Annotated in this window: 21 protein-coding genes and 1 pseudogene; 4 read left to right on the forward strand and 18 right to left on the reverse strand. The window is 40.1% G+C overall.

Features of this window, described 5'->3' with window-relative positions; genetic code table 11:
• The 6 genes from J7E66_RS23995 to J7E66_RS24020 all read right to left on the reverse strand — a co-directional run.
• A partial coding sequence (locus J7E66_RS23995; RefSeq protein WP_215004484.1) for a helix-turn-helix domain-containing protein occupies positions 1–471 on the reverse strand: 471 nt, incomplete at its 3' end.
• Between the two features lie 146 nt (positions 472–617).
• Positions 618–938: a ribonuclease E inhibitor RraB gene (locus J7E66_RS24000; protein ID WP_215004486.1), complete on the reverse strand. Its 321-nt coding sequence runs from the start codon at positions 936–938 to the stop codon at positions 618–620.
• A 144-nt stretch (positions 939–1,082) separates the two neighbouring features.
• Positions 1,083–2,207: an NADH-dependent flavin oxidoreductase gene (locus tag J7E66_RS24005; RefSeq protein ID WP_215004488.1), complete on the reverse strand. Its 1,125-nt coding sequence runs from the start codon at positions 2,205–2,207 to the stop codon at positions 1,083–1,085.
• A 108-nt stretch (positions 2,208–2,315) separates the two neighbouring features.
• Positions 2,316–2,630, reverse strand: a complete 315-nt coding sequence (gene trxA, locus J7E66_RS24010; RefSeq protein WP_215004490.1) for a thioredoxin — start codon at positions 2,628–2,630, stop codon at positions 2,316–2,318.
• Between the two features lie 71 nt (positions 2,631–2,701).
• A complete protein-coding gene (locus J7E66_RS24015) occupies positions 2,702–3,094 on the reverse strand; it encodes an IDEAL domain-containing protein (protein WP_215004492.1) in 393 nt (130 codons plus the stop codon).
• A gap of 119 nt (positions 3,095–3,213) precedes the next feature.
• A complete protein-coding gene (locus J7E66_RS24020; protein ID WP_215004494.1) occupies positions 3,214–3,633 on the reverse strand; it encodes an RrF2 family transcriptional regulator in 420 nt (139 codons plus the stop codon).
• Between the two features lie 250 nt (positions 3,634–3,883).
• On the opposite strand from J7E66_RS24020, the gene J7E66_RS24025 reads away from it, so the two are divergent.
• The gene (locus tag J7E66_RS24025) at positions 3,884–4,888 is read left to right on the forward strand and encodes a DUF3231 family protein (protein ID WP_215004496.1); all 1,005 of its coding nucleotides are present in this window, start codon (positions 3,884–3,886) and stop codon (positions 4,886–4,888) included.
• A 235-nt stretch (positions 4,889–5,123) separates the two neighbouring features.
• On the opposite strand, the gene gltD is transcribed toward J7E66_RS24025, so the two are convergent.
• Both gltD and gltB read right to left on the reverse strand, forming a co-directional pair.
• Complete coding sequence (gene gltD / locus J7E66_RS24030; RefSeq protein WP_215004498.1) at positions 5,124–6,608, reverse strand: glutamate synthase small subunit; 1,485 nt, start codon at positions 6,606–6,608, stop codon at positions 5,124–5,126.
• Between the two features lie 16 nt (positions 6,609–6,624).
• A complete protein-coding gene (gene gltB, locus J7E66_RS24035) occupies positions 6,625–11,175 on the reverse strand; it encodes a glutamate synthase large subunit (RefSeq protein WP_215004500.1) in 4,551 nt (1,516 codons plus the stop codon).
• Positions 11,176–11,303: 128 nt separating this feature from the next.
• On the opposite strand from gltB, the gene gltC reads away from it, so the two are divergent.
• Positions 11,304–12,206, forward strand: a complete 903-nt coding sequence (gene gltC / locus J7E66_RS24040; protein ID WP_215004502.1) for a glutamate biosynthesis transcriptional regulator GltC — start codon at positions 11,304–11,306, stop codon at positions 12,204–12,206.
• Between the two features lie 208 nt (positions 12,207–12,414).
• Here the strand turns inward: gltC and purD are convergent, their stop codons facing one another.
• The 8 genes from purD to purK all read right to left on the reverse strand — a co-directional run bounded on the left by purD (position 12,415) and on the right by purK (position 20,495).
• Entirely contained in the window at positions 12,415–13,677 is a 1,263-nt protein-coding gene (gene purD, locus J7E66_RS24045; protein ID WP_215004504.1) for a phosphoribosylamine--glycine ligase, read from the reverse strand.
• A 58-nt stretch (positions 13,678–13,735) separates the two neighbouring features.
• Positions 13,736–14,314, reverse strand: a complete 579-nt coding sequence (gene purN / locus J7E66_RS24050) for a phosphoribosylglycinamide formyltransferase (RefSeq protein WP_215004507.1) — start codon at positions 14,312–14,314, stop codon at positions 13,736–13,738.
• Positions 14,315–14,316: 2 nt separating this feature from the next.
• Complete coding sequence (purM, locus tag J7E66_RS24055) at positions 14,317–15,351, reverse strand: phosphoribosylformylglycinamidine cyclo-ligase (RefSeq protein WP_215004509.1); 1,035 nt, start codon at positions 15,349–15,351, stop codon at positions 14,317–14,319.
• A 13-nt stretch (positions 15,352–15,364) separates the two neighbouring features.
• Positions 15,365–17,653 carry a phosphoribosylformylglycinamidine synthase subunit PurL gene (gene purL, locus J7E66_RS24060; protein WP_215004511.1) on the reverse strand — a complete coding sequence of 763 codons (2,289 nt, stop codon included), beginning with the start codon at positions 17,651–17,653 and terminating at the stop codon, positions 15,365–15,367.
• Positions 17,640–18,323 carry a phosphoribosylformylglycinamidine synthase subunit PurQ gene (purQ, locus tag J7E66_RS24065; protein WP_215004513.1) on the reverse strand — a complete coding sequence of 228 codons (684 nt, stop codon included), beginning with the start codon at positions 18,321–18,323 and terminating at the stop codon, positions 17,640–17,642. The genes purL and purQ overlap by 14 nt, the downstream gene beginning before the upstream one ends.
• 12 nt (positions 18,324–18,335) lie before the next feature.
• Complete coding sequence (gene purS, locus J7E66_RS24070) at positions 18,336–18,590, reverse strand: phosphoribosylformylglycinamidine synthase subunit PurS (protein ID WP_168244331.1); 255 nt, start codon at positions 18,588–18,590, stop codon at positions 18,336–18,338.
• Positions 18,583–19,302 (reverse strand): phosphoribosylaminoimidazolesuccinocarboxamide synthase, encoded by a 720-nt coding sequence (gene purC, locus J7E66_RS24075; protein WP_215004515.1) that lies wholly within the window; start codon positions 19,300–19,302, stop codon positions 18,583–18,585. The genes purS and purC overlap by 8 nt, the downstream gene beginning before the upstream one ends.
• A gap of 65 nt (positions 19,303–19,367) precedes the next feature.
• On the reverse strand, positions 19,368–20,495 hold the full coding sequence (gene purK, locus J7E66_RS24080; RefSeq protein ID WP_215004517.1) for a 5-(carboxyamino)imidazole ribonucleotide synthase: 1,128 nt from the start codon (positions 20,493–20,495) through the stop codon (positions 19,368–19,370).
• 197 nt (positions 20,496–20,692) lie between these two features.
• Here purK and purF point away from each other — a divergent pair, with 197 nt between their 5' ends.
• A complete protein-coding gene (gene purF, locus J7E66_RS24085; RefSeq protein WP_215004518.1) occupies positions 20,693–22,072 on the forward strand; it encodes an amidophosphoribosyltransferase in 1,380 nt (459 codons plus the stop codon).
• Positions 22,073–22,630: 558 nt separating this feature from the next.
• Here the strand turns inward: purF and J7E66_RS24090 are convergent.
• Positions 22,631–22,768 carry a hypothetical protein gene (locus J7E66_RS24090; protein ID WP_215004520.1) on the reverse strand — a complete coding sequence of 46 codons (138 nt, stop codon included), beginning with the start codon at positions 22,766–22,768 and terminating at the stop codon, positions 22,631–22,633.
• A 204-nt stretch (positions 22,769–22,972) separates the two neighbouring features.
• Here J7E66_RS24090 and J7E66_RS24095 point away from each other — a divergent pair.
• Positions 22,973–23,131: pseudogene (locus J7E66_RS24095) on the forward strand (AIM24 family protein); the annotation flags it as partial.
• Between the two features lie 64 nt (positions 23,132–23,195).
• Here J7E66_RS24095 and J7E66_RS24100 read toward each other — a convergent pair.
• Positions 23,196–23,627: a DinB family protein gene (locus J7E66_RS24100; RefSeq protein WP_251033116.1), complete on the reverse strand. Its 432-nt coding sequence runs from the start codon at positions 23,625–23,627 to the stop codon at positions 23,196–23,198.
• Between the last annotated feature and the right edge of the window lie 166 nt (positions 23,628–23,793).

A 23,793-nucleotide genomic window follows, 5' to 3' on the forward strand; every position in this document is an offset into this window, starting at 1 on the left:
GGCTTTCAACTTTTTTAAGTATGCATTCTCCATGCGTAAACGCTCTACTTCCGCTTGTAGTGCTTCAACTGATCCCTCAACAGGTTTTGCCTTTTTTGATTTCTTTACTTCCTTCTCCATGGTTGGACGCCCCTTTTTCTTTGATTCGAGGGCATCAATTCCATGTTTTTCGAATTGCCTTCTCCATTTTCGAATTAAAGAAGGATCAGCTATCTTAAAAATAGCAGCTGTTTCATTCGGCGACGTCCCGTAATCATTCATATATTTTAGTACGTCTAGTTTAAACTGTGTTGAGTAACTTGTATAGGATTTTACAAACGCTTCTACACCATTTTCTTCGTACTGCTTCACCCAAGTTATTACTAAAGAAGATGCTGCTCCAATGGAAGCCCCAATCGTACGATAACTATCATTACCTTGTAAGTAGCGCTGGACAGCCGCTAATTTATCCTTCGCACTAAATTTAGCCATAAAAAATGCACCCCTAATTGTTAGATAGTGTCCAACAATTCGGGTGCAGTTCAACATGCAGCAACATGTCCGGTCAGTTTAAATAATATTTCCATCAAAATGGGGTCGCACCAGTCGCTAAACCCAAGATGACTTCACTCAATCCTTTAATCTACAAAAACACCCCAACCGTCAGAATAACCACCATGTGGTTTGCTTAAGTTATTTAAATTATTCTGGATTTTAATTATTTCATTATAATTTAACAACATTCTTTTAGAGCAACAACATGCCCACTCGTCAGTTTCGTCGTCTTGATCTAAGAAACAATTGAATCCTTCTTCTTTTAGTACTTGTGTTAATTTTTCTCCTGTTGTTTGATCAGGCACAGCAACAAAAAATTCCACTGATTGTTGTTTTTTAAAATCTAATCCCTCTTTATATAGACTTCGTAAAGCATCTCCATCAGCATCATTAGGAAATTTCATTCTTTTTCCTCCAAATTCTAGTACATTCACTGTTGTCATTATAATTCACTTATTTCTTTTCGACAAACCAGAAAGATGACAGGATACTTATTTTATCCAAATTAGATAAGCTACTTTTATTCGTTTAGCAAGTAATCAACTGCTCTATTCTACTCCCGGAAACCATCCAGGCGAATGAATAATGGCCTGCCAAAGGGGATCTGGTACTTCCAGTTCGTGCTGATGATTCTTATTTATTTTGGTGACAATTTCAGATTCTCTACCTTGTTCCACTTTCTGCACCCACTCAGGATCAATAATCAGTTCGCGTGCCAGTGCAATTAAAGGGACTCCTGTTTCGTATGCTTTTAAGGCATCATCAGCTGTATAAATCGAACCGACACCGATTACTGGAACTCGGTCACCTACACGCTCCTGAATGATTTCAAGACGTGAACGTGTATCCTCAACTCCCCGTTTAGGTGTTGATCTGAAATCCTGCAATGAAACATGAAGGTAATCAAGGTCTTTTTCTGCAAGTGTATCTATTAGTGCGAGTGTGTCAGCCATAGTGATCCCAGGTGTTTCAGGTTCCTCAGGGGAAAAACGATAGCCAACCAAGAAAGGCTCTTTCCCATATTCAGCAACAACTCTTTTTACTTCATCAATTACCGCTAACGGAAAAGTAAGACGTTTTTCAAGAGTCCCACCCCATCGGTCTACACGACGATTAGAATGAGGAGAAAAGAATTGCTGAATCAAGTATCCATTAGCCCCATGTAATTCAACACCATCATAACCTGCTTCAATGGCTCGTCGAGTGGTTTCTCCAAAATCGCGTATAATGGATTCGATCTCTGTTTCAGTCAATGCCCGGGGTACAGGTTTTCCTGCACCTTCTGAAGGAACTGCACTAGCACTTACCACATCACCATCTACTAATTCAGGTGGAACCTGGCGTCCGCCATGGAAGATTTGCAAAATCGCTTTTGCCCCCTTCTCTTTAATCGCTGATGCCACACGACGCAAACTTGGGATCATCTCATCTCGGTCTCCACCAAATTCACCATGAAATCCTTTACCATTCATTGTCACATAGGTACATGCTGTAATGACCATTCCGACGCCATTGGATCGTCTTTCATAATACTTGACCTCCGCATCTGAGACGGTCCCGTCAGGATTTGATGAGAAATTGGTCATGGGTGCCATGACCATGCGATTTTTTAATTGAATCCCCTTTCCTATCGTAAATGACTCAAATAATGGTGCATATTTTAAATTCATCATGCTTTACTCCTCCACCTTGTTCATTAATGTTAAATTGGAAATTACTTTGCCCAATCTACAACTTTATCCTATAGTTTACCGTTTCGTTCAAAGCAAATTCCTACCATATTAAGTGTGCTTCACAATTAATTCTGTCAAAGCTTCTTTTGGTTGGAAGCCGATAACCTTATCTACTTCAACACCGTCTTTGAAAAGAATCAACGTTGGAATGCTCATGACGCCAAATGCTCGTGTTGTTTCTGGGTTCTCATCTACATTAAGTTTGATAATCCCAACTTTATCACCAATTTCAGCATCGATTTCCTCCAACACAGGTGCAATCATTTTACAAGGGCCGCACCACGGAGCCCAAAAATCTACTAACACCAATCCCTCTTTCATTTCTGAAGCAAAAGTTTGATCTGTTACGTGTGAAATAGCCATTATTTTTTCCTCCAATTTAATTTTTATATTTTTAAAAACTTATTGTGTTCTCTCAGACAAATAGATGAAAATTACCTTTTTGCATCAAAATTCCTAATTCTGTTTCCACTGATTAGATATTCAGTTTTCTTGATAGGCACTTCTTGAATTTTTTTAATAGATACTAATTTCGCCGATAATTCCTTAAACCACTGCTCATCTTTAAAAAGTAAAGCTAAATCTATTAAAGCTAAAAGCTCACTTTCATTTCTACCTGTTATCTCTGGCAGCTTTTCAGCCCGTTTATTTTGGATCCAAATCGATTTTCCAATCGCTTTTTCATTGTCACTGTCAACCACATTTACTTGTAGCATTTCTTTGTGAGAGTCTACGGTTTCAACATACCCTTGAATCAGTTCTCCATCTTTTGACCTTCCATGTACCCAATCCCCATTTTCAAATCGATTGTTATCGGCCATCGTCATCTACACCCCTTAAATGTTATAAAAAAAGTTACAGTTTGGTTTTTTAAAAAAGTATATCATCTTTATCGCATCATACTGTAATAAAATAATATACAGTATAAAGAAAAGAAAAAACTAAATCATGTGCAATGTTTAATTTTTTCTAAAACAGTACTAAGGGTTATATTCTCTAAATATTTTTCAAAATACAATTCAGCATCATTGAAAATTTGATCCATAACCACCTGGGTATTAGACGATATCACACATTTTTGCTCCGGATCACCTGTGCACCAGTTTGGTTTTAGGCTTCCGCGTGAAACTATACGATAAATATCTGCCAATGATACCTCTTGAGAGTTACAGTCGAGAATATAGCCGCCGCCGATACCTTCTTTTGTCTTAACAAATCCATGATTTCGCAAACAGCTCATGATCTTCCGAATCCGTGCGGCGTTTGTACAAACATTGGTAGCGATTGACTCACTGCTAGCCATATGATCTGGTAAATAAGCTAAATAGACTAAACTATGGACGGCTATCGTAAAATCACTATTCACTTTAATGCTTCCTCCTCAAGAAGATTAATGTAATTTTAATATTTACAGTTTATAAAGTCAACAAAAAATAACTCCATATTAATAATTTCCACTATAGCCTATTAAATTCGCGAAAATAGTTTTTTGAAATCAAAAAATTTAGTTTATGCAGGATAATTTTTATTCAATATTTAGAAGAAGCACACTGTAGCATTTCATAAAATAATTTCCTAATGGTTACATTATAATAATAAAACTAGGGGGGTTTAGCATGACGACTTCGAGCCAAGCACCTATTACATCATCAGAATTAGCAAATTTGTGGATGGCTTATCAAGAAAAAACCATGATGCTTAGAGTATTGGAACATTTTATCAAGCACTCCGATCATGAAGGAAAACAACTGTTACAGTCGTATTATACTGGTGCCGCCAAAAACATTGAGATGATTAAAAGTATTTTTCAACAAGAAGGCTCAGTAATTCCAATTGGTTTTACAGAAAACGATGTATATAAAAGCGTTCCAAAGTTATTTGATTTTATGTACGATATTATGTATTTACATTTGATGACTAAAGTGGAAATGAGCCTTTATGCACTATTCACAGGCATGTCCTATCGAAAGGATATTGAAGATTTATTTATCGGAATGACAGCTGAATCACAATCAATGAACAGCCAAGCAACTCAATTCCTTTTAGAAAAAGGGGTACTGGTACGTCCACCTTTTGTATCAATGCCAAAACAGGTAAATTTTGTACAAGATAAAAATTATATGGATGGGTTTAATTGGTTTAGTGAAAATAGATCCCTGAATACTGTTGAAGTTTCTCTTATCCATCATGCAATTGAAACTAACCTTGTAGGGATGCAATTAATGATTGGATTCGCTCAAGTTGCTTCTGATAAAGAGGTTCGAAAATATCTTACCAAAGGAATGGAATTGTCCAAAAAAATCGAAATAGATTTAGGTGAATTCTTACGCCAAAGTTATATTGAGCCCCCAGCTACTCATGCTGGAAAAGCAACAACGTCAAAAACTGCGCCATTTTCTGACAAATTGATGATGTACAATACCAATTTGTTAGCTTCATTTGGGCTCGGAAGTAATGCATTAGGCACTGGATTTTGTTTACGGAGTGACTTGCCGGCTAAAATGTCTTTAAATGCAAAAAATATTTTCACTTTTGCTCAAGATGGAGGAAAGATTTTGATCAAAAATGGCTGGATGGAAGAACCACCACAGATTGAGGATCGAAATCAATTAACCAAATAATTATTTTTTTAGAACAGCAAAACTAACCTTAAAAAAGGCTAGTTTTTTTCTTTCTAAAGTGCATTCTTTATTTTTTGGTTAATTAATTTAAAAATCTCCTACTTCTCCTTTATTTTTATATAATAAACATTGTCAATTAATAAACATCTATTCCGCAGGAACTTATACTTTAATTCATAAAAAAGAGACCTGATTCAATAATGATATGAATCAGCTCTTTAATCGAACTCGACATTTATTTAGGTAATAAGGATTTTCCCATCAAATAACGGTCCACTTCATGTGCAACCTGACGGCCTTCGTTGATAGCCCAGACAATTAGGCTTTGCCCTCTTCTTGCATCTCCCGCAGCAAATACACTTTCTACGTTTGTTCTGTACTCACCGTATGCTGCATCAATCTTTTGATTGGCAGCTTTTACACCAAATTGGCTTAAAAGCGGCTGCTCCGTTCCCTCAAATCCAATCGCAATAAACACAAATTGAGCGGGCCATACTTTTTCAGTACCTGGTATTTCTTTAAAATAGAACCGACCTTCATCGTCTCTCAATTTTTCCATTTGGATGGTATGAAGTTCTTTAAGGTTGCCGTTTTCATCCGCAACAATTTTCTTGGTTTGGATAGAATACTGACGTGGATCTTCACCAAACTTTGCCTCTGCCTCTTTATAGGCATAGTCCATAGTAAAAACATTAGGGTAGGCTGGCCACATATTTCCAGAATTACGATTCTCAGGTAACTGAGGGTGTTTACCAAACTGAACCACACTTCGGCAGTTTTGGCGCAGGGCTGTTGCCACGCAGTCAGCTCCGGTGTCGCCTCCTCCAATGACAATGACGTCCTTGCCTTCAGTAGTAATAAACTGGCCATCTTCAAAGTTAGAATCCAAAAGACTCTTTGTCGATTTGCTCAGGTACTCCATCGCAAAATGGATTCCCTTCGCAGATCGGCCTTCAATTACAAGGTCACGCTGTTTCTGAGCGCCAGTGCAAAGAATTACAGTATCGAATTGTGCTTGCAAATCTTCGGCAGTAATATCCTTTCCAACCTCAGTATTAGTGACAAAATCAATACCTTCTTGACGTAACAAGCTAATTCTGCGCTCTACCACTTCTTTATCAAGCTTCATATTTGGAATGCCGTACATAAGTAATCCACCTGGACGGTCTGAACGTTCAAAAACCGTTACCGAGTGACCTGCTTGGTTAAGTTGATCTGCACTGGCCAATCCTGCAGGGCCGGAACCGATAATCGCTACTTTCTTCCCGGTCCGTGAAACTGGAATACGAGGCGTGATCCAGCCATTTTCAAAACCTTTATCGATAATTGCCTGCTCAATGTTTTTAATCGTTACCGCTGGATCAGTAATAGCCAACGTACATGAACCTTCACACGGAGCTGGACAAACTCGCCCTGTGAACTCAGGGAAATTATTCGTTTTTAGCAAACGATCGAGTGCTTCCTTCCAACGGCCGCGATAAACCAAATCATTCCACTCTGGAATAAGATTATGAATCGGACAGCCTGATGTTGCTCCTTGAATTTCCATTCCTATATGGCAGAAAGGAGTGGCACAATCCATGCACCGTGCTCCTTGTCTGCTTAATGTTTCATCTGAGAAAGGAACTGAATACTCTTTCCAGTCGCTTAAACGCGTATGGGGATTTCGTTCTTTTCCTTTTTCTCGATTGTATTCCATGAATCCTGTTGCTTTTCCCATCTTCCTCTCCCCTTTCTTAGCGTAGTACAGCTTCTGGCTGTTTAGGTGTATTTTTCTGTTTGGAGGAATTGTCCAAAAACGCACTCATTATTGCGTCTTCTTCTGTTAAACCTGCTTCCTTTTGCTTCTGAATTTGCTCCAACATGCGTTTATAGTCCTTTGGAATGACCTTGTTAAATTTTCTCACATGATTTTCCCAGTTTTCTAGAACACAGCCTGCTTTTACACTGTTCGTATAATTGAAATGAGTTTGAATCATTTGCTTAAGTTCATTCGCATCGTTTTTCGTTAAAGATTCAATCTCTATCATCTCTTGGTTACATAACTTCTTAAAGGCATCTTGATCGTCTGCTAATACGTACGCAATTCCGCCAGACATCCCGGCCGCAAAGTTTTTGCCAACATCACCTAAAATAACAACGCGACCGCCCGTCATATATTCGCAGCCATGGTCACCAATTCCTTCGACCACAACGTTCACACCACTATTACGAACCGCAAAACGTTCACCGGCACGTCCATTAATATACGCTTCGCCGCTTGTCGCACCATATAAAGCAACATTCCCAGCGATTACATTTTCGCCTGCCGATAGTTTAGAAGATTCGTCTGCTTTCACAATCAACTTTCCGCCCGATAAGCCTTTTCCAAGGAAATCGTTTACGTCACCCGAAATCTCTAATGTCACGCCTTTCGGAACAAAGGCACCGAAGCTTTGACCTGCAGATCCAGTAAATCTTAGAGTAATCGTATTTTCAGGAAGCCCCTCTTCACCGTATCGCTTCGATACTTCACTACCGACGATTGTTCCAACGACACGATTCACATTCGAAATCGGGAAGCTCGCATCCACTGGAATTCGATCTTGTAATGCTTGTTGAACCGCCGGCAAGATTTTTTGAATATCAAGTGAATCATCAATTTTATGATTTTGTGGAGTCTTGAACGTACGAACTCCTTCAGGTTGATGCAGCAATGGAGTTAAATCTAGATCCTTTGCTTTCCAGTGTGCTTTTGCACGGTCACTCATTTTCAGAACATCTGTACGGCCCACCATTTCGTCAACGGTTCTAAAGCCAAGCTCAGCCATTAGTTCACGTACTTCTTGGGCAACAAAACGCATATAGTTAACGATGTAATCAGCTTCTCCTGTGAACTTTTTACGAAGCTCCGGATTTTGTGTAGCAATTCCAACCGGGCAAGTATCTAAGTGACATACACGCATCATGACACATCCAAGCACAACAAGCGGTGCAGTCGCAAAACCAAACTCTTCTGCCCCAAATAAGGCAGCCATTACGACATCTTTCCCAGTCATTAATTTACCATCTGTCTCAAGGACGACACGTTCACGCAAGCCATTAAGCATTAATGTTTGGTGTGCTTCGGCAAGTCCAAGCTCCCATGGTAATCCCGTATGTTGGATACTGGTTTTTGGTGATGCTCCTGTTCCGCCGTCATAACCACTGATCACAATAACATCAGCTGCACCTTTCGCAACTCCTGCCGCAATCGTTCCTACTCCGCCCTTGGATACGAGCTTAACGCTGATTCGGGCATCCCGATTAGCATTTTTCAAATCGTGAATCAGCTGTGCCAAGTCTTCAATCGAGTAGATATCATGGTGCGGCGGCGGTGAAATCAGCCCGACTCCTGGTGTAGAACCACGAACATCTGCCACCCATGGGTAAACTTTATTCCCAGGCAGCTGTCCGCCTTCACCTGGCTTTGCCCCTTGTGCCATTTTAATTTGAAGCTCATCAGCATTGACAAGATAGTGACTTTTCACTCCGAAACGGCCTGAAGCAATTTGCTTCACAGCACTTCGGCGATTATCGCCATTTTCATCCAAGATAAAGCGGCTTGAATCTTCCCCGCCTTCACCCGAGTTGCTTTTTCCGCCTAAGCGATTCATCGCAATCGCCAAGGTTTCATGGGCTTCCTTACTAATGGATCCAAATGACATTGCTCCTGTTTTAAAACGACGAACAATGGAATCGACTGTTTCTACTTCCTCTATTGGTAAAGACTTTCTAGTTTCATCAAATAAGAACAAATTCCGTAAGAATCCAATTCTCTCTTCATTAGCTAGCTTGGAATACTTTTTAAATAATTCGTAATCGCCTTTACGGCAAGCCCATTGCAGGGTATGAATCGTTCCAGGGTTAAACGCGTGATGTTCCCCTGTTTTTCTCCACTGGAAATTACTTCCTGAATCTAAAGTTTGATCATTCGAATCTGCGTAAGCCACTGTATGAAGCATTTTTGCTTCTTCGGCAATCGTATCTAAACCGATACCGCCGAGCTGAGAAACTGTACCAGTAAAGTAACGTTCAATGACATCTCCGCTAATTCCAACTGCTTCAAAAATTTGCGCACCGCGATAGCTTTGAACGGTTGAAATTCCCATTTTGGACATGACTTTTACAACGCCCTCAGTCATTCCTTTTACATACTTGCTTACTGCTTCCTCATATGTGAACGGTAAGCTTCCATCTAAGATAGCCTGCTTATAGGTTGCGAACGCAAGATACGGATTGATGGCATCAACACCATAGCCAATTAAAGCGGCCAAATGATGAACTTCACGTACTTCCCCAGATTCAATTATGATGCTTGCTTTCGTTCTGCTGCCTTCACGAATCAGATGCTGATGAAGGGCGCTTGCAGCCAATAATGAAGGAATCGCTGCTTCCTTTTGATTCATGTTACGATCAGATAAGATTAATAGACTTACACCTTCAGAGATGGCAGCATCCGCCTCTCGGCAAATCTTATCAAGACTACCTTCGATATCTTCAGTGAACAGGATGTCAATTACCTTACTCTTAAAACCAACTGAATCCAATGATTTTAGCTGTTCCAGTTGACTATTGGTAATTACCGGTGTATCCAGCTGAATTCGGCGGCAGTTTAATTCTGAAGGATTCAATATATTTCCTTCCGCCCCTAATAATGTCATCGTCGATGTGACAATCTCTTCACGAAGTGAATCAATTGGCGGATTGGTTACTTGGGCAAATAGTTGCTTGAAGTAGTTAAACAAGGATTGAGCACGGTCAGATAAAACCGCTAATGGCATATCATTTCCCATTGCTCCAATTGGATCTTTCCCTTCGCTCACAACAGGAACTAGATATTTTGAAATATCTTCGTACGTGTAGCCAAATGATTTCTGGCGAACAAGTAAATCCGATAGAACCTCTTCTTCGTTTTGTCCATCGTCATTTAATCGAACTAGTTGGTTATCTAACCATTGTTGATAAGGAAGAGCTTCAGCCATTTCGGATTTTACTTCTTCATCCGAAATAATTCGGCCTTCTTCTAAATCAATCAAAAGCATTTTGCCTGGGCTTAAACGTTCTTTATATATTACTTTCTCGGGTTCGACATCGATGACGCCAACCTCTGATGAAAAAATAATATAATCATCATCAGTAACGTAATAACGAGCCGGACGAAGACCGTTCCGATCTAATATTGCCCCAATTTGTTTTCCATCCGTAAAGGAAATAGCTGTTGGACCATCCCAAGGTTCCATCAGGCAGCTATGATATTCGTAAAAAGCTCTCTTTTCCTTTGACATATGCGGGTTTTCTGACCATGGTTCAGGTATCAGCATCATCGCAGCGTGAGCAGGTTTCCGGCCAGCTAACACCAAGAATTCAAGTGCGTTATCCAAAATCGAAGAGTCACTTCCATCTGTATCTAAAAGTGGGAGCACCTTTTGCAGGTCCTCACCAAATGCTTCCGACACAAATTGCTTTTCACGCGCCTTCATCCAATGGACATTACCGCGAAGTGTATTAATTTCCCCATTATGGATCAGGTACCGGTTTGGATGAGCTCTTTCCCAGCTAGGGAACGTATTTGTACTAAAGCGGGAATGCACTAAAGCAAAAGCCGATACAAAACTCTCATCCTGTAAATCTAGGTAAAACCTGTCTACCTGTTCAGGTGTCAATAACCCTTTGTATACAATTGTTCTGCTTGAGAGGCTGGCAAAATAAAAACGTAAATCCGATGCCTTAGCCCATAGTTCTGATTGTTTTCTAATGATGTATAATTTACGCTCAAAAGATAAATCATCCAATAGTCCCTCGTTTGCTCCGATAAAAACTTGGCGGATGAACGGGCGGCTTTTCTTGGCTGTTTCTCCGATTGTTTCTGTATTGACAGGCACAGTCCTCCATCCAAGAACCGTCTGACCTTCTTGTGCAACCAATTTATTGATATACGATTCTATTTTTTCTCTTTCAGAATCATTATTTGAGAAAAAAAGCATCCCTACCCCGTAGCGACCTTTTTCAGGTAATTGGACGTTCTGGAGGGCTTTGCGAAAAAAGCTATCTGGAATCTGGACCATGAGCCCGGCGCCATCTCCTGTAAATGGATCACTTCCCTGTCCCCCGCGATGGTCTAGTTTACAAAGCATGCTTAGTCCTTTTTTTACAATCTCATGAGATGCATGCCCTTTAATGTGGGCATATAATCCAATTCCACATGCATCATGTTCATATTCAGGGCGGTAGAGACCTTGTGCCTTTGGTAGTTGATGAAATGTCATTATTATCTCCCCCGTTCTTAATTTTCCGATAAATCAGTATGAAGTAATTTTATGTTTAAACATACATATAAACAATATATAATTAAGATTAAATCAATCTGATTTTAATATGAACGGAGGGAATTAGCGTGGAATTGCGTCAATTACGGTATTTTATGGAGGTTGCTGAACGCGAACATGTAACAGAAGCGGCTGAAAATCTGAATGTAGCACAATCGGCAGTAAGTTTTCAGATTGCCAAGCTTGAAGATGAACTCGGTGTTCGTCTATTTGAACGAACCGGAAGGAATATTAAGTTAACCCAGATTGGAATGACCTTTTTAATTCATATAAAAAAGGCGGTAAAATTTATTGATGAGGCAAAAGAAAAGATTGATGAGTATTTAGATCCTCAATCCGGCACCATTAAAATTGGATATCCAACAAGTTTAGCCAGCTATTGGCTTCCAACGGTTATCTCTGCTTTTAGAACAAAACAACCAAACGTTGTTTTCCATTTACGTCAGGGCTCCTATCAATACTTAATTGATGCCGTTAAAAATGGAGAAATTGATCTAGCGTTTATTGGCCCCGTCCCAACCAAAGATCCTGATATTGAAGCAAAAATTTTATTTACCGAAAACATTTCTGCTTTGCTTCCTGCAAACCATTCACTTGCCGACCGAAAGAGATTAGATCTAGGTGAGTTACGAAACGATTCCTTTGTTTCATTCCCAAAAGGGTATATTCTCCAAAAAATTGCAGTCGAGGCATGCAAAGAAGCAGGATTTGTACCAAATATCACCTCAGAGGGAGAGGATTTAGATGCATTAAAGGGACTAGTTTCAGCAGGCATCGGGGTATGCCTCTTACCAGAAAGCACCGTTCATGACTCCATTCCACGGTTTACAGTAAAAATACCGATTGATTCTCCTCAAGTCAAAAGAACAGTTGGCCTAATCACACCAAAATTTAGGGACCTAGCACCCTCCGAAAATCTCTTTTACCAATTCGCGATTGATTTTTTCCGCGTATTAGAGCAGTTCCAATAGATGGGATTTTCGGTGCGGTGTCAGGCACCATTAAAAGACACTTTAGCTCATTTGTCCATATGGGGTGGACATTATAGCCATTTCCTTTTTTCAGTGGTCACAGGAACTAGAGATTTATCGTCCATAAACGGTATGAAAGACAAATGTAGCTCCAGAGGAACAAGAGATTTGTCCTTCATAAGGGACGCTTATGACACGTTATTAATAGTCAACGAACTCCTTTAGATCCTATATCGGTTCGGTAATGTGCACCATTAAAAGATACTTTTTCTACGGATTGGTAAGCCAACTCTCTGGCTTCCTTCAAATGGTCGCCAATGGCAGTGATTCCCAGTACACGGCCTCCATTTGTTAGCATTTCGCCATCCTTTAAAGTGGTACCGGCATGGAATACAATAGCCGGTTCAGTTACATGATCCAATCCTTTTATTACCTGGCCCTTTTCGTATGGGCCAGGATAGCCAGCTGAAGACATAATGACACAAACTGCGGACTTGTCTTTCCATTTTACCTCTACTTTTTCTAATTCTCCGGTAAGGCTTGCCAGCAAAATATCAAGTAAATCTGTTTCTAGCAGTGGAAGAACAACCTGTGTTTCCGGATCGCCAAAGCGTGCATTATATTCAATGACCTTTGGACCTGATTTTGTCAGCATCAAACCGGTATAGAGAATTCCCTCATATGGGCAGCCTTCATCTGCCATAGCTTTTGCAGTGGGCCCGACTATTTCATCAATAATCCGCACAACTATAGATGGATCAATATGTGGTAACGGCGCATAAGTTCCCATTCCACCAGTGTTAGGTCCTTTGTCGCCGTCAAATACTGGCTTATGATCTTGAGCGGGAACCATGGGCTTTACAGTAGTTCCATTCACAAAAGCGAGCAGGGTCAATTCTTCTCCTTCCAAAAATTCCTCAATAACCACCCTCGCCCCCGCAGAGCCAAAGGAAACTTCTTTCATCATACTTTGAAGTGCTTCCTCAGCTTCTATCAGTGTTTTTGCCACAACCACACCTTTTCCTGCTGCTAAGCCATCTGCTTTTATTACGATTGGTGCCCCTTCGCTACGGACATACGCAAGTGCTTCCTCATAGTTAGTAAAAGAAGCGTAATTAGCTGTCGGAATCTCATACTTCATCATTAATTCTTTAGCGAACGCCTTACTTCCCTCGATCAATGCCGCTTCCTTCGAAGGGCCATATACCGCTAATCCCTGTTCTTTAAAATAATTAACTATCCCCAATGAGAGAGGCTCTTCTGGTCCTACAAAAGTAAGATTGATTTGTTCCTTTTTAGCAAAAGCTGCTAATTTCTCTATATCTGAAACCGCGATTGAAACACATGTTGCTAACTCTGCAATCCCAGGATTGCCCGGAGCACAATAAATTTGAGTAACTTTAGGACTTTGAGACAGTTTCCAAACAATCGCATGCTCTCGGCCTCCTCCCCCTATTACTAACACCTTCATTTCGTAGGACCTCCAGGTTTTTCTTTTCCTTCAATAAATCCAATGCATCTAGCCCGTCTCATCTTGCTGCCTCCCTGTTCGCCAGTCTTTGAATCACTTCTGGTAATAATCTGTGCTCTTGTTCCTGAATTTTTATAATTAAGGTTTCTTTTGTCTCGTCTGAATCGATAGTCACTGCTTGTTGAGCAATTATGGGACCTGTATCCATTCCTTCGTCGACATAATGGACCGTAACCCCTGTCACCTTTACCCCATAATCGAGCGCTTGACCAATGGCATCCTTTCCTGCGAATGCTGGTAATAAAGACGGGTGGACGTTAATGATTTTCCGATCATAAGCCTGGAGTAATACATTCCCAAGCAGTCTCATATAGCCAGCCAATACGATAAAATCAACCTTCCTTTGTGTTAACTCGTCAAGGATCCCTAATTCATAAGCTTGTTTGTTTGGATAATCTTTAGCCAAAAAAGTAAACACCGGGATCCGTTCATCCCTTGCTTTCTGAACTGCAAGGGCTTCAGGACGGTCACTGACCAGTAAAACCACTTCAACGTTATTGATTTTTTTCGAATAAATGGATTCTAGAATCGCTGAAAAATTAGAACCCGTACCAGAAGCAAAAACTGCAATCTTCATACTTACTCCTTCTTGAATACGACGTCTTCAGTACCTTTTTGCACTGTACCAATTACGTAGGCATCCTCACCCAACGTTTGCAGGTGCTCGATAATAGCCGTGGTATCTACAGAATCTACGACTAATATCATTCCGATTCCCATATTAAAGGTTCGGAACATATCATAATCTGAAATTTCGCCTGATTTTTGGATAAAGGAAAAAATTCCTGGGACCTTCCAAGATCCCTCCTTAATTTCAGCTTGAAAGCCTTTTGGAAGAATTCGTGGAATATTATCATAAAAACCTCCTCCCGTTACATGAACGAGACCATAGACAGTATATTTTCTTACAGTTGAAAGGATAGATTTTACATAAATTTTGGTTGGTTCAAGCAATACGCTTCCCAGTTCAGCCCCCAATTCATCCACATAGTCACCTAATGAGAACTTAGCATCCTCCAATAGAACTTTTCGGACAAGTGAAAAACCATTGCTATGTACTCCACTTGAAGCTAAACCAATTAGAACTTGACCTTCTTTTACTTGCGAACCATCAATGACATGTTTTTGATCTACCATACCAACGGTAAAGCCTGCAATATCATATTCCTCGTCCTGATACATTCCCGGCATCTCGGCAGTTTCCCCGCCAATTAGTGAACACCCCGCCTGCACACAACCATCTGCAATCCCTTTAACTATGGCTTCAATTTTTTCCGGGATGATCTTACCACAGGCTAAATAATCTAGAAAAAAAAGCGGCTCGGCCCCTTGGACGATGACGTCATTCACACACATGGCAACCGCATCGATTCCAATCGTATCATGCTTGTTCATGGCAAAAGCAATTTTCAATTTGGTCCCTACTCCATCCGTACCAGAAACAAAAACAGGTTCTTCCATCTTCGTTAAATCTGGTTTAAATAGAGCCCCAAACCCTCCTAATCCCGTTAAAACCTCTGGACGGAAGGTTTTTTTTACATGTTTTTTCATTCGTTCAACGGCTTCATTTCCCGCATCGATATTGACTCCAGCTTGGCGGTACGCATCACTCATTCGTTTCTCTCCTTTACGGTAAACTTGCAGAGATTTCCTGCATATTGAGCTTTTTTAATAATCCCGAACGCATTATGTTAGGAATTGCATTCTTCCAGGCTTCTTCCAATGTAGTAATCGGTTGAGAAATAACGGTCTTTCCATTATGTGTAATTGATAGTTCCTGACCTTTCACCCTACCGATTTCTTTTATAGGCACCTCCTGCTGTTGCGCCATTTCCTTAATCCTCTCCGTATGTTTCGGAGAAACGGAAAGAATGATTCGAGATTGAGTTTCACTAAAGAGGCTTAAGTCCGTTCGCAATTCATCGGTTAACTTAATTTCTGCTCCCAACTTCCCACCAATACAGCTTTCAGCTATTGCTACTGCTAAACCGCCTTCTGCCGCATCATGACTCGATTGGACTAATCCTTCTTGAATGATCTTAAGGGTAAAAGCTTGTATCTTCTTTTCCAAATCAAGGTTTAACTGCGGCGGGCGTCCTTCGATCTTTCCTGTCATAATTTTTTGGTATTCCGAACCGCCTATTTCGGCTTTGGTTTCCCCAATTAAAAAAATTAAATCTCCGTCTTTTTTAAATTCTTGAGTAGTAATATGGTCAATATCTTTAATTAACCCAACCATGCCAATGGTTGGTGTTGGAAAAATAGCTTCTCCCTTTGTTTCGTTATATAGGCTGACGTTTCCGCCAATTACCGGAGTATTGAGTTGACGGCACGCTTCACTAATCCCATCTGCTGCCTTTTCAAACTGCCAGAAGATTTCCGGCTTTTCTGGACTTCCAAAGTTCAAGTTATCGGTAATAGCTAAAGGCGCCGCACCAGAACAAACTACATTACGCGCCGCTTCTGCTACCGCGATAGCTCCTCCAACAAACGGATCAAGATAAACATACCTTCCGTTGCAATCCGTTGTCATCGCCAGTGCTTTTCGTGTTCCACGGATAGCAACTACAGCCGCATCCGATCCAGGTATGACAGCCGTATTAGTTCTAACCATATAGTCATATTGTTGATATACCCACTCTTTGCTTGCAATCGTAGGTGATGCTAGCAGCTGTTGCAGAACTGATTGATAATCCTTTGGCTCTTCAATAGCTGCAGCTGTGTCTAAGGAAGAATATTGTTCGTAATAGGGCGCCTCTTTAGATGGCTTACAATACACGGGGGCATCTTCTGCCAGCTTGTCTGCGGGGATTTCCGCAACTATTTCTCCCTTGTGAAGTAAACGGAGTTGGTTATCATCAGTCACCCTGCCGATCACAGCGGAGTGGAGCCCCCATTTATCAAATATCTTTTTTACTTCCCCTTCCTTTCCTTTTTTCGCAACAACCAGCATTCTTTCTTGTGATTCGGAAAGCATCATTTCGTAGGCATTCATTCCTCTTTCTCGCTGTGGAACGAGATCAAGATCCAATTCAACGCCATTTCCCGCTTTACTGGCCATTTCAGAGCTTGAGCTGGTTAAACCTGCTGCCCCCATATCTTGTATCCCGACCACATGACCAGAGGCGATCAATTCAAGAGTGGCTTCCAGCAGTAATTTTTCCATAAAAGGATCGCCCACTTGGACGGCTGGACGTTTCGCTTCGGAATTTTCACTCAATTCTTCTGAAGCGAATGTCGCTCCATGAATTCCGTCTCTTCCGGTAGCGGCTCCAACATAAATGACAGGGTTACCAATCCCTTTAGCCACGCCTTTTTGAATTTCATCATGGCTGATTAAACCTACACACATGGCATTAACAAGGGGATTCCCTTCATAGGAGGAATCAAAGTAGATCTCTCCACCAACCGTCGGAATGCCCATACAGTTACCATATCCGGCAATACCCGCAACCACATTTTCAAAGATATATTTGGTTTTCGGATTATCAAGTTCGCCAAAACGAAGAGAGTTCAATAAAGCGATCGGGCGGGCACCCATGGAAAAAACATCCCGAATAATACCGCCAACCCCTGTTGCTGCACCTTGATAAGGCTCAATGGCCGAAGGATGATTGTGGCTTTCAATTTTAAACACGACTGCTTGATTATCACCGATATCAACAATTCCTGCTCCTTCTCCAGGGCCTTGCAAGACATGCGGGCCGGAAGTCGGAAAACGTTTGAGCACTACCTTCGAATTTTTATAGCTGCAATGTTCGGACCACATGACACTAAATATGCCCGTTTCGGTATAATTTGGTTTACGTCCAAGAATTTCGATTACTTTATCAAATTCTTCATCGGTTAATCCCATTTCCTGATAAACCTTCTGCTGGGCAATTTGCTCAGGAGTTGGTTCTTTATGCTGTACCATGTTGTTTCCTCCAGTAACTTAAAATAGATGAAAACATACGTTTTCCGTCATCTGTCCCCAGCCATTTATGAACCGCACGTTCCGGGTGGGGCATTAATCCTAAAACATTCCCTCTCTCATTGATCACTCCTGCAATCTCAGAAATCGACCCATTAGGATTCGTCCCTCTATACCTGAATACGATTTGATTGTTCTTTTCTAATTGATCCAACGTCTCTTGATCACAATAATAATTTCCGTCGCCATGGGCAATGGGAATACGTATCGTTTCACCTTCCTGATAGTCTAATGTGAACGGAGTTTGGTTATTTTCTACTTTTAAATCAATGGTGTCACAATGAAATTTTAACCGTTGATTTCTTCTTAAAGCACCTGGCAAAAGATTAGCTTCAGTTAGTATTTGAAATCCATTACAGACACCAAGAATTAATTTCCCTTCTTCAGCCGCAATTTTCACCTGCTCCATGACAGGAGACAAGCTCGCAACAGCCCCTGGCCGCAAATAATCTCCATAGGAAAAACCCCCTGGGACAAGAATCGCATCATATTTTGATAGGTCCGTTTCTAGATGCCATACATATTCGACCGACTGTCCAATCGTATCTAAAACAGCCTTATACATATCCACATCGCAGTTTGAGCCAGGAAAAACCAGTACCGCAAAGTTCAACTTATTCCCCTCCTATCCTTCCTGCTTAGTAAGATCAAACCGAAAGTCTTCAATCACCGTATTGGCTAACAGCTTCTCACACATATCCTTTACTCGTTCTGCTGCAGCCTTTTGATCATCGCTATTAATTTCAAGCTCCATGTATTTTCCTATTCGTACATCTCCAACCTCATCATATCCTAGTGAATGCAGTGACTCATGAACCGCATTCCCTTGAGGATCTAATACACTTTCTCTTAAGGTTACATATACCGTTGCTTTAAACATTGACACTACCCCCAATTCTCCTTAATATTTCTTGATAGGCTTCCTCAACGTTCCCTAAATCCCGCCTAAACCGATCTTTATCTAACTTTTCCTTTGTATGGGCATCCCAAAATCGACACGTATCCGGAGAGATTTCGTCAGCTAAGATAATAGTGCCTGCAAGTGTTTTTCCAAACTCTAATTTAAAATCCACTAAGATAATATCTTTGTTTAAGAGATATTCGTTCATAATATCATTGATTTTTAATGCTTCCTTTCGAATGGCTGCTACTTCATACTCTTTAGCCAGCCCAAGAATGGCAATATGGTCATTGTTAATCAAAGGGTCCCCCAGCTCATCATTCTTATAGTAGAATTCCACAATCGTTTCTGGGAGTTCCTTCCCTTCCTCCCATCCCAGCCTTTTAGCAAGTGAGCCCGCCGCTATATTTCGAACGACAACCTCAATCGGGATAATCTCTACTTGCTGAACAATCTGCTCTGTAGATGAAATCTTTTTAATAAAATGATTTTCCACGCCTTTTTCTTTTAATAAACTTAGGAAAATGGAACTAATCTCATTATTTAGAGTTCCTTTTCCTGCTATTTGACCTTTTTTCTCGCCATTGAAGGCAGTGGCATCATCTTTATATTCAATCCAATACTTTCCTGGTTCTGATGTTTTAAACACTTTTTTCGCTTTACCTTCATAAAGCTGTTCCAATTTCTCCATTATTTTCCACCACTTTCGCTGTTTGGTTATGTTTTTAGCCGGACAACTAAAATAGCCGCGTATCCTTATGACCAAATTCCGAGATTCTTAATTTGCTCGTCTATTCGCTCGAGAGTTGAACCTAAAAAATTAATGTGACCCATTTTCCGATTTTCTACGCTTTCCTTTTTGCCGTATAAATGTAGTTTGGCTGTTGGAGGAAGCTGTTCTATTTTATCTAGCACTTGCCTTAGATGCTGACCTAAAATATTAACCATTATAATCGGAGTTAAAAGAGTAGTATCTCCTAAGGGCAGTCCACATATTGCTCTAATATGTTGCTCAAATTGAGAAGTAATACATGCGTCCATTGAATAATGCCCGGAATTATGAGGTCTTGGTGCTAACTCGTTCACGATAATTTCACCATCATTCGTAAGGAACATCTCTATCGCAATTAATCCAACTACTTGTAAGGAGTCTGCTATTTTCAATGCTGCAGTTTCCGCTTGAATCCTTTGCTCATCGGTGATTCTAGCAGGAACGAAAGACTGATGCAGGATATTATTAATATGGACATTTTCAGCTACTGGGAAAGTTTTTGTTTGACCATAAATATTTCGGGCAACAATCACTGATAATTCCTTACGAAATGGGATAAATTGTTCGATGATCATGTCCCTCCCTGCCTTATTCCAAGCCTCCATTGCAATTGGAATTTCATCCCTTTTTTTTATTACCCATTGCCCTTTCCCGTCGTATCCCCCTGTAGCTGTTTTCATTATGAAAGGCAATCCAAAACGATCAATAGCCGTTTCAAAGTCATTTTCCGATTGTATGACCAAGAAAGGAGCTACTGGCACATTGAAGGACTTTAACATGGATTTTTCCAGAATCCGATTTTGGGTTATTTTGAGCAGTTTGCTTCCTTGTGGTACAAAGGATGTAGTTTCTAAAATGGAGGTTATAGTAGAATCTACATTTTCAAATTCATAAGTAATAACATCTGAGGAATCTGCTAGTTCTTTAACTGCTTTAAGCTCAGAATAGGGAGCAGTGATTTGAAGATCTGCAACTTGTCCACAGGGTGAGTTAGGTGTCGGATCCAAAGTAATAAAGCGATATCCCATATTTCTACCAGCCATTGAAATCATTCTTCCTAGCTGGCCTCCCCCTAAGATACCAATCGTTGAGCCGGGTTTTATGACTGTCAAAGTATTTTTCCTCCCTCATCCTTTTTTAAACTCTTCATAATTTTAGGTTTTCCTGAAACACACTCCTTTACTTTTTTAATCAAAAAAATTTTTATAGTTAACCAAAACCAATACAAACAATTAGACTTTGAAAGAAAAGGATAAAAATTCTGCTTTCGCCAAAAATAATGAAATGAAATCAGGGGAGGAATATTAAAATGGATTCAGAAATGAAGGATAAATGCGGTGTATTTGGAGTTTTTAATCACCCCCAAGCGGCCGATTTAACATATTATGGACTACATGCCCTTCAACACCGTGGCCAAGAGAGTGCAGGAATTGTAACTAGCGATGGAAAATCATTCAGGCATCACAGGGGAATGGGATTAGTTTCCCAAGTATTTTCACGTGAGATCCTTGATGGACTAAGCGGAAATATGGCCATCGGTCATGTACGATATTCTACTTCTGGTGCAAGTTTACTACAAAACGCACAACCTCTTGTTTTTAAGTATAGTGAGGGCGATTTGGCCGTTGCCCATAACGGGAACCTAGTAAACGCCAATATCGAACGGAAGGTTCTCCAGCAACAGGGTGCCATCTTTCAGACAACAACTGATACGGAAATTATTGCTCACCTAATTGCCCGTTCCAGTAAAAAATATTTTGATGAAGCTGGCCCGGATGTCCTGAAGCGAATTGACGGTTCCTTTGCTTTGTGCATCATGACCGATAAAGAAATGCTGATTGCCCTGGATCGTCATGGTTTACGTCCCCTTAGCCTTGGAAAAATTGGTGAATCCATTATCGCGTCTTCAGAAACATGTGGGCTTAATGCGGTTGATGCTAAGTTCTGGAGGGATGTTGAACCGGGCGAATGGCTTCTTGTTAACGAAAAGGGAATAAAAACAGGAAGATTTGCTGCAAAAGGTGACGTTTCCCTTTGCTCCTTTGAATTTGTTTATTTTGCTCGTCCAGATAGTGTGATTCATGGAAGAAGTGTATTAGCCATACGGAAAGAGTTAGGCCAAATTTTAGCAAAAGAACATCCGACACCGGCTGATGTTGTCGTTGCCGTTCCAGAATCGAGTGTCCCTGCAGCAATGGGTTATGCTCAACAATCAAGAATTCCATATGAAATGGGAATCATCAAAAACCCCTATGCCGGTCGTTCATTTATTGAACCAACCCAAGAATTGCGGGACTTGGCCGTGCGTCTAAAATTAAGTGCTGTCCGTGAAATTCTCGAGGATAAGCGGGTCGTGCTTGTTGATGATTCGATTGTTCGTGGAACGACAAGCAAGCGAATTGTTGAATTGATCCGTCAGGCAGGTGCCAAGGAGGTCCATGTACGAATAAGTTCCCCTATGGTAAGAAATCCTTGTTTTTATGGAGTGGATATGCCGACAAAAGAAGAACTTTTTGCTAACAAACATGAACATGAACGAGCAATGGGAAAGGTGATTGGAGCAGATTCATTAGCCTTCTTAAGTACGGAAGGGTTATTAGAGGCGGTAGATGTAGATCTTGCAGAAACAAGCAGTCGCTGTATCGCCTGTTTTAGCGGAGCATATCCAACTAAATTGTATTTGAAGTGATCATCTTAATTAAACTAGGACCTCCTAAAATGGAAGTCCTAGTTAATTATTATATTTATTCCCGAATAAACCCAAACTTTTGAAATTAAATTATCAAAAAGCAGCGTAAAACCCCTAGCTTTAGATATGGGGAAATAAGCTGTTTTTTGTTCGTTTTTTAGGATAATGCAAGTAATTTTATTATACATTCTTTGAAATTCTTTGGTATAATGAGGATATAAATAGAACGTATGTTCTTTGTGAGGGAGGGGTAAATTCAGCCGGAACATTAATTGTTCGCGAAAAACTTGTACAATATCACCAACTACTATATTAGATAGGTTTACACAGCTTTAAACAAAGAAACAAGAAATGAAAATCAACTTCAAGTTCTAACAGATATTCAAGTCCATTTAACTCAAATGAATAAAATTCGTCTAAAAAGTTTTGAGAGAGGCAAATCTTACGATAAAGAAAAACCTTCAAATTTATGAAGGTTTTAGCTTATTATGAATATTTGATTCTAGCCTTGCAAAAAAAGAAATATACGTCCTATTTCCCCTGAAAATCACTAATTAATTAATTTTCATCATTTTCGTACGCAATAACTACTACTTTTTTATGAGCTTGCTCGCTTATTTTTTCTTCTAGTGATTGAATTTCATTAATCAAATTAGGTGAAAGCGCAGCTGCAACATACTGATTTTCTTTAACCATTTTCATTACTCCTTTACGATAATTTGTCTTTGGAATTATTAAAAACCTAAATAAAGATTTTTCTTCATCAGGAGAAAGATTTGGATCCCTGCCTGTAATAATAGGACTTTTTCTGCCTGAATATCATTATTATTAAGTTCACTTCAATGTCTTATTCATTTTCGTAATTGTCTACCCCTCAATTTGAAATTCCTGTGGAGAAAAATGAAGAAAATTGTCGGAATGATGGCAGGCGGGTTATTTAATGTTCGTTGTGAAGGAACCGGAATGATTGCTTTTACTGCGTATTACGAACCACTCACCTTAAGGGTGTCGCCTGGCAACCCTATGATAACGGATCCAAACCCAACTGTAGCCTGGTCAAAAAGAAGTTCCTGGTACCAGGAACTTCTTTTGCTTTCTGGCGTTCACCATTTATTCCCCTCTTCTATCTCCTAAAAGTAACAAAGTCTACATTAACAGGTTCGCTTTCATTAACTCTCAGAAGTAGATTGATCTGTCCTCGGTGATATTGACCATGTAATGCAACATGGGTCAATATATCCCTTATCGAATTTTGAAACTCTCTGCCTTTACTATTTCTGTATAAAACGATCTGTTCGAGATCAGAATTGGATAAACCAGAAAGAAGTTCTTTAAAGTTTTTCAGATTTTGATTAACAAGTTCTGCACAGGCTTCTAAACTGACCTCTGCCCAAATAGGTAATTTGGAACTGTCCGATCCTTTTAACCTAGTAAACCACACATGTTCTGCCAAAAGCAGATGTGAGAATAGATTCTTAACTTGTTTGTTCTCTCCTTCCATATTTTTCAAGGCTTCAAGAATTCGATGATTAGACCAATGTAAATGCTTAAACATATTTCGAATCGTTTCCAGATGACCACCTCCAAGTATTTAAACAATATGTATAATCAAATAGAATTTAGAACCCTTTACATTTTAGACAATACCAACAATTTTTGTTATAAATCATTACTAATTTTAGGTATTATCATCGATAGGTTTCCAACCATAACTGTACATG

The sequence above is a fragment of the Bacillus sp. ISL-7 genome (assembly GCF_018613065.1).

Excerpts from the sequence above, each read along its gene's own strand:
- J7E66_RS24000 (WP_215004486.1), bottom strand. The coding sequence starts at position 938 with ATGAAATTTCCTAATGATGCTGATGGAGATGCTTTACGAAGTCTATAT.
- J7E66_RS24005 (WP_215004488.1), bottom strand. The coding sequence starts at position 2,207 with ATGATGAATTTAAAATATGCACCATTATTTGAGTCATTTACGATAGGA.
- trxA (WP_215004490.1), bottom strand. The coding sequence starts at position 2,630 with ATGGCTATTTCACACGTAACAGATCAAACTTTTGCTTCAGAAATGAAA.
- J7E66_RS24015 (WP_215004492.1), bottom strand. The coding sequence starts at position 3,094 with ATGACGATGGCCGATAACAATCGATTTGAAAATGGGGATTGGGTACAT.
- J7E66_RS24025 (WP_215004496.1), top strand. The coding sequence starts at position 3,884 with ATGACGACTTCGAGCCAAGCACCTATTACATCATCAGAATTAGCAAAT.
- gltD (WP_215004498.1), bottom strand. The coding sequence starts at position 6,608 with ATGGGAAAAGCAACAGGATTCATGGAATACAATCGAGAAAAAGGAAAA.
- gltB (WP_215004500.1), bottom strand. The coding sequence starts at position 11,175 with ATGACATTTCATCAACTACCAAAGGCACAAGGTCTCTACCGCCCTGAA.
- purD (WP_215004504.1), bottom strand. The coding sequence starts at position 13,677 with ATGAAGGTGTTAGTAATAGGGGGAGGAGGCCGAGAGCATGCGATTGTT.
- purN (WP_215004507.1), bottom strand. The coding sequence starts at position 14,314 with ATGAAGATTGCAGTTTTTGCTTCTGGTACGGGTTCTAATTTTTCAGCG.
- purM (WP_215004509.1), bottom strand. The coding sequence starts at position 15,351 with ATGAGTGATGCGTACCGCCAAGCTGGAGTCAATATCGATGCGGGAAAT.
- purL (WP_215004511.1), bottom strand. The coding sequence starts at position 17,653 with ATGGTACAGCATAAAGAACCAACTCCTGAGCAAATTGCCCAGCAGAAG.
- purS (WP_168244331.1), bottom strand. The coding sequence starts at position 18,590 with ATGTTTAAAGCAACGGTATATGTAACCTTAAGAGAAAGTGTATTAGAT.
- purC (WP_215004515.1), bottom strand. The coding sequence starts at position 19,302 with ATGGAGAAATTGGAACAGCTTTATGAAGGTAAAGCGAAAAAAGTGTTT.
- purF (WP_215004518.1), top strand. The coding sequence starts at position 20,693 with ATGGATTCAGAAATGAAGGATAAATGCGGTGTATTTGGAGTTTTTAAT.
- J7E66_RS24090 (WP_215004520.1), bottom strand. The coding sequence starts at position 22,768 with ATGGTTAAAGAAAATCAGTATGTTGCAGCTGCGCTTTCACCTAATTTG.
- J7E66_RS24100 (WP_251033116.1), bottom strand. The coding sequence starts at position 23,627 with ATGTTTAAGCATTTACATTGGTCTAATCATCGAATTCTTGAAGCCTTG.